The following is a 10,720-nucleotide window of genomic DNA, read 5'->3' on the forward strand; positions in this document are numbered from 1 at the left end:
AAGGGTCGGCACCCACCCCCTCAAGTGCCGCGCAGTTCGGCCAGCTGCGCCTGCAGTTCGGCCACGGCCGCTTCCAGCTGGGCCACGCGCTCGGCCAGGCCCGGGTCGGTGGCCTCGCCGCCACCGCCGCTGCTGGCGTACTTGGCCGCCAGCGCTGCGCCGTCCACTTCGCCACACAGCAGGTGCATGTAGCGGTCTTCGCGCTGGCCGCTGGCGCGCGGCAGCACCACCAGCAGTGCGCGCTGCTGCAGGCGCTCGATGGCGTGTCGGGCTTCGTCGGTGTCGGCGAAGCGGTGCAGGCGCTCGCCGCGCGAGATCAGCTCGCCCAGGGTCTGCGGCCCGCGCAGCAGCAGCAGCGCCAGCAGCACGGTCTGCTGCCGGGTCAGGTCCAGCGCGGCCTGCAGGCGGTGCTCGTAGCGGTCGGCCCGTGAGGAGAAGTGCTGGCGGGCCAGGCCCAGTGTCTCCAGCTGGCGCAGGGCGTGCTGCACGCTGCCGGCATCGACGTTCATCACCGGCTCGCGGGCGGTCTTCTGGTTGGCGGCCGACTGCGCGGCATTGACCGTCAGCGGGTAGGTGTCCGGGGTGGTCGCCTCCTTTTCCACCAGGCAGCCCAGCAGGCGGGCCTGCACGGCGTCGAGCAGGGGAACGTCGGGGGTCTGGGCGGAATCGGTCATGGCGCCTCCGGAAGGGCAACGGGTCAACCGCCAAGCATAGCCGTCCCGGCGGCGGCTTTGCCGGTAAAATGCGCCGGTATATCTGATTGCCGGTGAACCCATGCGTCGTCCCGTTTCCCTGTCCCTGACCCTGCTCGCCACCGCGGCGCTGGGCCTGTCTGCCTGCAAGCGCGTGGATGCGCCTGCCGCCGAAGCCGCTGCCCCGGAGTCCCCGGCCGCCGCTGCCAAGGCGGAGGGTGCGCTTGATGCCACCGCCAACGACAATCTCAATGCCGTGCTGTGGATGCAGCGCGCGCAGGAATACAAAGCGATCACCGAGCAGACCTACCGTGCCGCCGCCGACCACCTGGACGCAGCGCTGAAGGAAGCCCACTGGGACGCACTGGTGCCGGAGGAGCGCGGCAACGAGGCCAAGGGCCTGAAGCCGGCCGTGGTACTGGACGTGGATGAGACCGTGCTGGACAACTCGCCCTACCAGGCGCGCCTGGTGCGCGACGGCAAGGAGTACGACGAGCTGACCTGGGACCAGTGGGTGGCCGAGAAGAAGGCCAAGGCCATTCCCGGCGTGGTCGATTTCGCCAAGGCCGCCAACGCCAAGGGCGTGACCCTGCTGTACATCTCCAACCGCGCCGTGCACCTGAAGGACGCGACCCTGGCCAACCTGCGCGAGCAGGGCCTGCCGGTGGCCGACGACAGCGTGTTCCTCGGCCTGGGCACCGTGGTGCCGGGCTGCGAGCAGAACGGCAGCGAGAAGAACTGCCGCCGCCGCCTGGCCGGGCAGCAGTACCGCGTGCTGATGCAGTTCGGCGACCAGCTGGGTGACTTCGTGGAAGTGACCGCCAACACCAACGACGGCCGTGACGCGCTGCTGCAGCAGTACCACGACTGGTTCGGCGAGCGTTGGTGGATGCTGCCGAACCCGACCTACGGCGGCTTCGAGCCGGCGCAGTTCAACAATGACTACAGCCAGTCGCGCCAGGCCCGCCACGACGCCAAGCGCGCCGCGCTGGACTACGCACCGTGAGCCGCGCGCCGCTGCCGCTGCGCGATGACGAGCGCCTGATCTTCGCGCTGGACGTGCCCGACCGCGTGCAGGCACTGGAGTGGGTGGATCGCCTCGGCGACAGCGTGGCGTTCTACAAGATCGGCATGGAGCTGCTGGCCTCCGGCGAGTACTTCCAGGTGCTCGACGAACTGGCCCGGCGCGACAAGCGGGTGTTTGTCGACCTGAAGTTTTTCGACATCCCGGCCACCGCTGCGGCGGTGATCAAGCGGTTGTCGCAGTGGCCGGTCAGCTACGCGACCATCCATGGCTGGCATCCGGCAATGATGGAGGCCTGCGCGGCCGCCAACAGCAGCGACATGCGCCTGCTGGCGGTGACCGTGCTGACTTCGATGGGCCGCCCGGACCTGGCGCAGATGGGCATCGACCGCGAGCCGGTGGACGTGGTGGTCGAGCGCGCGCTGGCGGCGCAGGCGGCGGGCATCGATGGCGTGATCGCCTCGGGCCAGGAAGCTGCGCCGATCCGTGCCGCCACCGGTGCCGGGTTCTCGATTGTCTGCCCGGGCATCCGACCCGGCGGCCCGGTCGGCGATGACCAGAAGCGTACCGTGGGCGTGGCCCAGGCCTTTGCCGATGGCGCCGATGCGATCGTGGTCGGCCGTCCGATCCGCCTGGCAGCGGATCCGCAGGCCGCGGCGCGGGCGATCCAGCAGGAAATCGCGTCGGCTCTGGCTGCGCGCTGAGCCAGCGGAGAACGCCGGTCACGCCGGCACCATGAACGCCATCGCGACCCGTGCGCGATGGCGTTCGCATTTGTGCGGCCACCACTGACGCAGACAGCGCAAGGCGTGGAAACTGTGCGCGCGTTCGCCCTGTGGACGCCATCACTGCTTCCCAATCGATGCACCGGCACGGACCGCGGCCGCGCCGGTTCCAACCATCGATAGAGGAGTACAGGGATCATGTATCGCAGCACCTCTTTGTTCATCGGCCTGCTGTTGGCCGCGTCCGCCGCACCCGTCATCGCCGCACCGCAGGCGCGTGAGGTACCGCGCATCATCGGCGGCGAAGCCGCCCAACCGGGCGAGTACCCGTTCATGGTCAGCATCCAGGGCGTCCTCGACGGCGACTCGGACCATGACCGCCATTTCTGCGGCGGAACGCTCATTTCTCCTTCGTGGGTACTCACCGCCGCCCACTGCCTGCAGGGCGAACAACCGACCGGCCTGGCGGTACTGGGAGGACAGACCACGCTCTCCACAGAGACCGCGTCGCGCAGCTCCAACGTCAAGGCGATCCACGTCCATCCCGCCTTCAACAGCGGCAATTCGATGGAGCACGACGTCGCCCTGATCCAGCTCAGCGCGCCGCTGGCCGAAGCGCAGCCGGTCGCCCTGCGGCTGCGGCCCGATGCGAGCTATCTCAAGCCGGGCCGCGAGTTCACCGTGATCGGCTGGGGCGACACCGACATCGGCGATGGCCGGGTCTATCCCACCCAGCTGCAGACGGTGCAGGTGCCGTTCGTACCGTTCAACGAATGCCAGCAGGCCTACGGCGGTGAGCTGTCGAGCGGCAAGGTGATCTGTGCCGGCCGCGAGGGCATCGACAGCTGCCAGGGCGATTCCGGCGGTCCGCTGCTGCTGCGACTGCGCGAGGGCTGGACCCAGTTCGGCGTGGTCAGCTGGGGCGAGGGCTGCGCGCTGGCCGGCTATCCCGGCGTTTATGCCCGAATCGCCGAAAAACACGCCGTAGATTTCATTGAGGCTGTCTGGCAGCGTGATTGATTCAATAAAATCAAATAGATATATCGTATTACGTGAAGTGTTGCCTTAACTTGCAGGGCAGCGTAGGATCGCCGCCATCCGGTCCCTGGACCGGACATGTGCCACAACACTGTCCTCCGGCCCCGTGCCGGCTTGAAGAGCCTGTGATCCCCGTGATCCCGGCTCTTTTTTTATGGTTTTCAATCACTTGTATCGCCGTTGGCGGAAACGGTGACGGCCCGGCTTGCCGCTGTCACGTCGCAGGCCGCAAGATGCGGACCGGTCCGGGGAGTCCGAATGCATGAGCGTGGCGGTGCGAGGAAGGTCTGCGCGTGGATGGGGGCTGGCGGCCATGCTGCTGCTGGCCGTGGCGGCGTGCCGCGAGTCTGGCAACGCCCCGGTCAAGCCGGCGGCCGAGCCGGTGGCTGCGGTGCAGGCGATGGCGTTGCGGCTGGCCGAAGACGATCTGGTCGGTTACGCCAGGCTGTCGGTGCCGCCCAGCCAGTACCAGCGCCTGCAGCAGGCCTGGACCGAGGGCCACAGCCAGTGGCCGCTGACCGAGCTGCCGTTGGGTGACCAGCTGCTGCCGATGCTGGCCGCCCTGCGCAAGCCCAATGCCAGCACCGAACTGCAGCGCAGCTTCGACCGCCAGCTGGCCGGCCAGGCCGGTGCGGTGCGGCAGGCCGCACAGTCGATGGGCAACTTCGGCGTGCAGTACCTGCGCCACCAGAAGGGCTACACTCCCGGTCAGCAGGCGCACTACATCGCCCTGGTCGAGACCCTGGCGGTCTGGGCACAGGGCGCACCGATCAGCGACCGCGCCCGTGCGCGCAGCACCATCGCCGCGCTGGTCGGCGCCGCCGGCAAGGTCGGCTTCGATGACGAGGCCGGCCTGCAGGCCGCGGGCATGGAAGGCAGCCTGCAGCAGCTGGCACCGTTCATCCATACCCTCAAGGCCGTGCTGGGCAGCTACGGGCTGGGCGTGGATGAAGCCCTGCGCAGTGTGCGAGGCGAACTGCTGTCGGTGGAAGGTGACAACGCGCTGGTGCGCCTGCACTACGACCTGGCGGGCCGCGAGATGAGCCTGCAGCTGCCGCTGAGCCGGCGCGAGGGCCACTGGTACCTGACCCGCACCCTGGCCGACACCGACGCGCTGTTGCGCAAGGCCGACGCGGCCCGTGCCGACGCGGCGCCGGCCCCGGCCGAAGTACCCGCCGAGGGCGGGGAAGCGGCAACGCCACCGCCTAAGCCATAATGGCGCCGATGTCGAAACAGAACCCGCTGCCGTTCCCCGGCGAAGAATCCCCGTCGACGCCCGCCGATACGGTGCCGGCGTCCCCCTCGACCGGTACCGGCCCGAACCCGGTACCGCCGCCCGCGCACGCGCGTTCGGCCGGCCGCCGCCCGCTGTGGGCGCGCCTGCTCGGTCGCCTGGTCGAGCCGTGGCTGTCGCTGAAGATCGAACCGGAAGACCCCGGCCAGTACAACGATGGCCGCCCGGTCATGTATGTGCTGGAAGACTACGGCCTGTCGAATGCGCTGATCCTGGACAAGGCCTGCCGCCAGGCCGGGCTGCCGTCGCCGCTGGTGCCGCTGGCCGGTGACCCGACCGGCCGCAAGCGCGCCTACCTGGCGCTGTCGCGACGCAGCTCCAGCAATTCGCTGATCCCCGAGCAGCGTGGCGCCAAGACCCACTCCGATTCGCTGGCCAAGGTGCTGCAGGCACATCGCGTGCGCGATGACCTGGACGTGCACCTGGTGCCGGTGTCGATCTTCGTCGGCCGCGCGCCGGACAAGCAGAGCGGCTGGTTCGCCGTGCTGTTCTCGGAAAACTGGGCACTGGTCGGCCGCTTCCGCCGCCTGCTGGCGGTGCTGCTCAACGGCCGCAGCACCATCGTCCGCTTCGCCCCGCCGATCTCGCTGCGCAGCACCGTGGACGAAGGCCTGGAGCCGGAGCGCACGGTGCGCAAGCTGCAGCGCGTGCTGCGCACCCATTTCCGCCGCATCCGTGAATCGGTGATCGGCCCCGACCTGTCGACGCGGCGCCTGCTGGTCGACCAGGTGCTGGCGGCCGAACCGGTGCGCGAGGCGATCGCCGCGCAGGCCAAGCGCGACAATTCGAAGCCGGCCGATGCCTGGAAGAAGGCGCACGCCTACGCCTGGGAAATCGCCGCGGACTATTCCAGCCCGGTGGTGCGCTCGGCCAGCTTCATGCTCAGCCACGTGTGGAACCGCATCTATGCGGGCGTGCTGGTGCATCACCTGGACAAGTTCAAGGCGGCCGCGCCGGGCCACGAAGTGGTGTACGTGCCCAGCCACCGCAGCCACATGGACTACCTGCTGCTGTCCTACCTGCTGTACGACCGTGGCATCGTGCCGCCGCACATCGTGGCCGGCATCAACCTGAACCTGCCCGTGGTCGGCACCCTGCTGCGCAAGGGGGGCGCGTTCTTCATCCGCCGCTCGATCCGTGGCAACGCGCTGTACTCGGCGGTGCTCAGCGAATACGTCGCGCAGCTGGTGGCCGGTGGCTACTCGCTGGAGTACTTCGTCGAAGGCGGCCGCTCGCGTACCGGGCGCCTGCTGCAGCCCAAGGGCGGCATGATCTCGATGACGCTGCGCGCGTTCCTGCGCCAGCCGCGCAAGCCGGTGCTGTTCCAGCCCATCTACATCGGCTACGAGAAACTGATGGAAGGCGGCAGCTACCTGGACGAACTGTCCGGCCGGCCGAAGGAAAAGGAATCGATCTGGTCGCTGCTGTGGGGCATCCCCAAGGTGCTCAAGCAGAACTATGGCCAGGTGGTGGTGAACTTCGGCGAGCCGATCGCGCTGAACGATGTGCTGGCCGAGAAGGCGCCGGAGTGGAAGGGGGAGGCGGTCTCCGAGGACGAGAAGCCGGCCTGGCTGTCGACCACGGTGGACACGCTGGCCGAGCGCATCCAGGTGCGCATCAATGGCGCCGCCGACGTCAACCCGATCAACCTGCTGGCGCTGGCCCTGCTGTCCACGCCCAAGCATGCGATGGGCGAGGCCGACCTGATCGCGCAGATCGAACTGTGCAAGACCCTGCTGGTCGAGATGCCGTATTCGGACCGGGTGACGGTGACTCCGCACTCGCCGGAGCGGATCATCGCCCACGCCGAGGAAATCAACGTCCTCACCCGCATCAAGCACCCGCTGGGCGACGTGCTCAGCGTCAGCGGCGATACCGCGGTGCTGCTGAGCTACTTCCGCAACAACGTGGTGCACCTGTTCACCGCCTCCTCGTGGGTGGCCTGCTGCTTCCAGAACAACCGCCGCATGAGCCGTACCGGGCTGGTCCAGCTGGGCCGCACGGTGTACCCGTTCCTGCAGGCCGAGCTGTTCCTGCCGTGGAGCGAGGACGAGTTCGCCCAGCGTATCGACCGGACCATCGATGTGTTCGTGCGCGAAGGCCTGCTGCAGAACGTCAACGATGACGACGGCGGCATCCTGGCGCGCAACACCGGGCAGACCGACGAGGTGTTCCGCCTGCGTGCGATCGGCCATTCGCTGCAGCAGGCGTTCGAGCGCTACTACATCGCCATTTCGGTGCTGGTGAAGAACGGCCCCGGCGTCCTTGGCGCGGCCGAGCTGGAAAGCCTGTGCCAGCAGGCGGCGCAGCGGCTGAGCCTGCTGTATGCACCGGCGGCACCGGAGTTCTTCGACAAGTCCCTGTTCCGCGGCTTCATCCAGAAGCTGCGCGAACTGCGCCTGGTGTGGCCGGACGAGAACAGCAAGCTGCTGTTCGACGAACGCCTGGATGCCTGGGCCAAGGATGCCAAGTTCATCCTCGGCCGCGAGCTGCGCCACACCATCGAGCGGGTCAGCCCGGAAGCGGCACGCCCGGACGAGGCTGCGCCGCAGGATTGAACTGAATCCTTGTGGTGGGTGTGGACCTTGGTCCACACACATTCCAGTCGTGCCAACCAAGGTTGGCACCCACCCGAACCCGGCGTCAGGCCGGTTCGTCGGGAATCTGCAGGCTTTCCAGTTTGGCGATGCAGTCCTTCAGCCGCAGCTTGCGACGCTTCAGGCGCTTGGACTCCAGCTCGTCCTCGCCGTTGGCGGCCATGCGGGTGATCTGTTCATCCAGCAGGCGGTGCTCGGCGCGCAGGGCGGCGAGGTGCTCGACGATCTCGGCGGGGCTGTAGGTGTCCACAGCCTCCGAGCATACACAGCGATGATGACTGCCGGGAGAGGGGAGCCCCGCGGCCCGGCCGCGGCGGCTCCGAGCCGTTAGAATGGAGCCCATGAGTGCCGTGATCTCCCTTCCCGACCCCCCGCCCCGCGCCGCCCGCGATCCGCGCGTGGCCGAGCGCGAGCAGCACAAGCTGGCCAAGCGCCTGCGCCGCCAGGTGGGCGAGGCGATTGCCGACTTCGGCATGATCGAGGCCGGCGACAAGGTCATGGTCTGCCTGTCCGGCGGCAAGGACAGCTACACCCTGCTGGACGTACTGCTGCAGCTGCAGAAGAAGGCGCCGGTGCCGTTCGAGCTGGTGGCGGTGAACCTGGACCAGAAGCAGCCGGACTTCCCCGAGCACGTGCTGCCGGAGTACCTGGCCGGGCTGGGCGTGCCGTACCACATCATCGAGCAGGACACCTATTCGGTGGTCAGCCGGGTCATTCCGGAAGGCAAGACCATGTGTTCGCTGTGCTCGCGCCTGCGTCGTGGCGCGCTGTACAACTACGCCGAGACCCACGGCTTCACCAAGATCGCGCTGGGCCATCACCGCGACGACATGGTGGCCACGTTCTTCATGAACCTGTTCCACCACGCCAAGCTGTCGGGCATGCCGCCGAAGCTGCGCAGCGACGACGGCAGGCACGTGGTGATCCGGCCGCTGGCGTACGTGCGCGAGAGCGACATCGTCGACTACGCGCAGGCGCGCCAGTTCCCGATCATTCCCTGCAACCTGTGCGGCAGCCAGGAGAACCTGCAGCGCCGCCAGGTCGGCCTGATGCTCAGGCAATGGGAGAAGGACCACCCGGGCCGCATCGAGCAGATCGCGCGTGCCATGGGCGAAGTGCGGCCCTCGCAGCTGGCCGATACCACCCTGTTCGACTTCATGGCGCTGGGCCGTCGCGACGACGCGCCGCTGCCCGACGCCCATGCCTGGCTGGCCGGCTCCCCGGCCGACGCCGACGCAGATCCCGAGACGCCCACCGTTTAAGGTCGGTCGCCCTTCCTCTTTGCCATCCGGAATTCCATGTTCTTTCGCAACCTGACGTTCTTCCGTTTCCCGACCACCACCGATTTTTCCGAAGTCGACACCCTGCTGCCGCACGCCCTGCTGAAGCCGGTCGGCGCGCTGGAAATGAATTCGCGCGGCTTCATCTCGCCGTTCGGCCGCGAGGAGAAGGAACTGCTCTCCCACCGCATCGCCGAACATCTGTGGCTGACCGTGGGCGGTGAGGACAAGATCCTGCCGGCGGCGGTGGTCAACGACCTGCTCGAGCGCAAGCTGGAGGAGATCGAGGAAAAGGAAGGCCGTCGCCCGGGCGGGCGCGAGCGCAAGCGCATGAAGGACGACCTGCTGCATGAACTGCTGCCGCGCGCCTTTGTGAAGTCTTCGCGCAATGACGCCTTCATCGACCTGCAGCACGGTTATGTCGCGGTGGATACCTCCAGCCGCAAGACCGGCGAATACTTCATGTCCGACATCCGTGGCCTGCTCGGCAGCTTCCCGGCGATGCCGCTGAACGCCGAAGTCGCGCCGCGCTCGATCCTGACCGGCTGGATTGCCGGCGAGCCGCTGCCGACCGGGCTGAGCCTGGGCGAAGAGTGCGAGATGAAGGACCCGGTGGAGGGCGGTGCGGTGGTCAAGTGCCAGCACCAGGAACTGCGCTGCGACGAAATCGACAAGCACCTGGACGCCGGCAAGCAGGTGACCAAGCTGGCGCTGATCTTCGAAGACAACCTGTCGTTCGTGATCGGCGACGACCTGATCGTGCGCAAGCTGAAGTTCCTCGACGGCGCCCTGGACCAGCTGGAACATGCCGACGAAGACGGCCGCCGCGCCGAATTCGACGCCCGCTTCGCCCTGCAGAGCGCCGAGATCCGCCGCCTGTTCCTGTTGCTGGAAGAAGCCTTCAAGCTCAGCAAGGCTGACTGAACAGGCACTGCGTGGGCCGCCGGTCATCCAGCGGCCCGAAGCGGCGCTATGCTGGCGCCATGAGCCGCCTGTTGCGCCGCCTGATCTCCCCCGCTCCGCCCGCCACCGTGCAGCGTGACACTGTCCGCCTGCGCCTGGAGGATGCCGAGATCGAGGTGCTGCGCGTGCGCGACCCGCGTGCGCGGCGCATCAAACTGAGCGTGGACGAGCGCGGCGCGCGCCTGACCCTGCCGCCGCGGGCAAGCCTGGTGATGGGCGAACGCTTCCTGGAACAGCACCGCGACTGGCTGGCGCTGCAGCTGCGCCAGTACCAGGGGCACGGCCTGCCGGCGCCGCTGCAGCCCGGCGAAGACGGTGTGCTGCCGTTGCGCGGCGAACTGTTGCCGCTGCGCTGGCAGGAAGGTCGCTATGCGCGCCTGGAGATCGACGAGCACGGCGCCTGCGTGCAATGGCCGAGCCGTGGCGGCGATGCCACCCTGCGCCGCCTGCTGCGCGAGTTCTACGAAGCACAGACCCGCGCCGACGTCGGCCGCTGGCTGCCGAAGTACCTGCCCACCCTGCCACGCGCACCCAGCCGCCTGCGGTTGAAGGTGATGTCCTCGCAGTGGGGCTCGCTGGCGCCGGACGGCAGCATGGCGCTGGACCTTGCGCTGGTGCTGGGCCGATCCGACGCGTTCGAGTACGTGCTGGTGCACGAACTCTGCCACCTGATCCAGCCGAACCACTCGCCCGCGTTCTGGCATGAAGTGGAACAGCGCTTCCCCGCCTGGCGCGAACAGCGCGACTATTTCCAACTGGAAGGGCGACGCCTGAAGGCGATGCTACGCCAGCTGTTGTAGAGCCGAGCCGATGCACGGCTAACGCGCGCAGCGCGGGGTTCCAGTCATCACGTTGAAGAGCAGCCGAGCATGGCGATGCCGGTCGTCCTGACCGGCACCCTTCGGGCCGTCGCAAGCGACGTTGGCAGCGGCTCCTGCCGCTACCTTCGGCTCTACAGAAGAGCGCGCGACCGGCTCCTGCTCTTCTTTCTTTCTTCCGTGGCTCGGCACGCACGGAAACTGTCTGAGGCCGGGCGGGTGAGCCATGCAGGGGCGTTGGCGCCATGGATGGCGCCATCGAGCTTACAGGGACGTACTTGCAGCGTCC

The 10,720-nt window shown here is 68.1% G+C and carries 10 protein-coding genes; 8 read left to right on the forward strand and 2 right to left on the reverse strand.

Annotated elements, in window-relative coordinates; translation table 11 throughout:
* Window positions 1-20: 20 nt before the first annotated feature.
* Window positions 21-674: a YceH family protein gene (locus QRO93_RS19070; RefSeq protein WP_180878559.1), complete on the reverse strand. Its 654-nt coding sequence runs from the start codon at window positions 672-674 to the stop codon at window positions 21-23.
* A gap of 100 nt (window positions 675-774) precedes the next feature.
* Here QRO93_RS19070 and QRO93_RS19075 point away from each other — a divergent pair, with 100 nt between their 5' ends.
* The 5 genes from QRO93_RS19075 to plsB all read left to right on the forward strand — a co-directional run bounded on the left by QRO93_RS19075 (window position 775) and on the right by plsB (window position 7,331).
* A complete protein-coding gene (locus QRO93_RS19075) occupies window positions 775-1,698 on the forward strand; it encodes a 5'-nucleotidase, lipoprotein e(P4) family (RefSeq protein WP_180878560.1) in 924 nt (307 codons plus the stop codon).
* Window positions 1,695-2,420: an orotidine-5'-phosphate decarboxylase gene (gene pyrF, locus QRO93_RS19080; protein ID WP_164087307.1), complete on the forward strand. Its 726-nt coding sequence runs from the start codon at window positions 1,695-1,697 to the stop codon at window positions 2,418-2,420. The genes QRO93_RS19075 and pyrF overlap by 4 nt, the downstream gene beginning before the upstream one ends.
* Window positions 2,421-2,639: 219 nt before the next feature.
* Complete coding sequence (locus QRO93_RS19085) at window positions 2,640-3,461, forward strand: trypsin-like serine protease (protein WP_180878561.1); 822 nt, start codon at window positions 2,640-2,642, stop codon at window positions 3,459-3,461.
* A gap of 280 nt (window positions 3,462-3,741) precedes the next feature.
* Window positions 3,742-4,695 (forward strand): hypothetical protein, encoded by a 954-nt coding sequence (locus QRO93_RS19090; RefSeq protein WP_053448400.1) that lies wholly within the window; start codon window positions 3,742-3,744, stop codon window positions 4,693-4,695.
* Entirely contained in the window at window positions 4,695-7,331 is a 2,637-nt protein-coding gene (gene plsB / locus QRO93_RS19095) for a glycerol-3-phosphate 1-O-acyltransferase PlsB (protein ID WP_053448401.1), read from the forward strand. The genes QRO93_RS19090 and plsB overlap by 1 nt, the downstream gene beginning before the upstream one ends.
* 85 nt (window positions 7,332-7,416) lie before the next feature.
* Here plsB and QRO93_RS19100 read toward each other — a convergent pair whose 3' ends face one another.
* Window positions 7,417-7,620 carry a YdcH family protein gene (locus QRO93_RS19100; RefSeq protein ID WP_180878562.1) on the reverse strand — a complete coding sequence of 68 codons (204 nt, stop codon included), beginning with the start codon at window positions 7,618-7,620 and terminating at the stop codon, window positions 7,417-7,419.
* A gap of 91 nt (window positions 7,621-7,711) precedes the next feature.
* Here QRO93_RS19100 and ttcA point away from each other — a divergent pair, with 91 nt between their 5' ends.
* From ttcA to QRO93_RS19115, 3 genes are read left to right on the forward strand one after another with little or no spacing between them, the layout of a single operon-like run.
* The gene (gene ttcA / locus QRO93_RS19105) at window positions 7,712-8,632 is read left to right on the forward strand and encodes a tRNA 2-thiocytidine(32) synthetase TtcA (protein WP_053511296.1); all 921 of its coding nucleotides are present in this window, start codon (window positions 7,712-7,714) and stop codon (window positions 8,630-8,632) included.
* A 36-nt stretch (window positions 8,633-8,668) separates the two neighbouring features.
* Window positions 8,669-9,574, forward strand: coding sequence for a recombination-associated protein RdgC (locus tag QRO93_RS19110; protein ID WP_005411825.1), 906 nt, complete (start codon window positions 8,669-8,671; stop codon window positions 9,572-9,574).
* Window positions 9,575-9,633: 59 nt separating this feature from the next.
* On the forward strand, window positions 9,634-10,413 hold the full coding sequence (locus tag QRO93_RS19115) for a M48 family metallopeptidase (protein ID WP_180878563.1): 780 nt from the start codon (window positions 9,634-9,636) through the stop codon (window positions 10,411-10,413).
* The last annotated feature ends 307 nt before the right edge of the window (window positions 10,414-10,720 follow it).

The sequence above is a fragment of the Stenotrophomonas maltophilia group sp. Smal17 genome (assembly GCF_030237045.1).
In the GTDB taxonomy this organism is placed as follows: domain Bacteria; phylum Pseudomonadota; class Gammaproteobacteria; order Xanthomonadales; family Xanthomonadaceae; genus Stenotrophomonas; species Stenotrophomonas forensis.

Coding starts and splice junctions, on each gene's coding strand:
- QRO93_RS19070 (WP_180878559.1), bottom strand. CDS start 674: ATGACCGATTCCGCCCAGACCCCCGACGTTCCCCTGCTCGACGCCGTG.
- QRO93_RS19075 (WP_180878560.1), top strand. CDS start 775: ATGCGTCGTCCCGTTTCCCTGTCCCTGACCCTGCTCGCCACCGCGGCG.
- QRO93_RS19085 (WP_180878561.1), top strand. CDS start 2,640: ATGTATCGCAGCACCTCTTTGTTCATCGGCCTGCTGTTGGCCGCGTCC.
- QRO93_RS19090 (WP_053448400.1), top strand. CDS start 3,742: ATGAGCGTGGCGGTGCGAGGAAGGTCTGCGCGTGGATGGGGGCTGGCG.
- plsB (WP_053448401.1), top strand. CDS start 4,695: ATGGCGCCGATGTCGAAACAGAACCCGCTGCCGTTCCCCGGCGAAGAA.
- ttcA (WP_053511296.1), top strand. CDS start 7,712: ATGAGTGCCGTGATCTCCCTTCCCGACCCCCCGCCCCGCGCCGCCCGC.
- QRO93_RS19110 (WP_005411825.1), top strand. CDS start 8,669: ATGTTCTTTCGCAACCTGACGTTCTTCCGTTTCCCGACCACCACCGAT.
- QRO93_RS19115 (WP_180878563.1), top strand. CDS start 9,634: ATGAGCCGCCTGTTGCGCCGCCTGATCTCCCCCGCTCCGCCCGCCACC.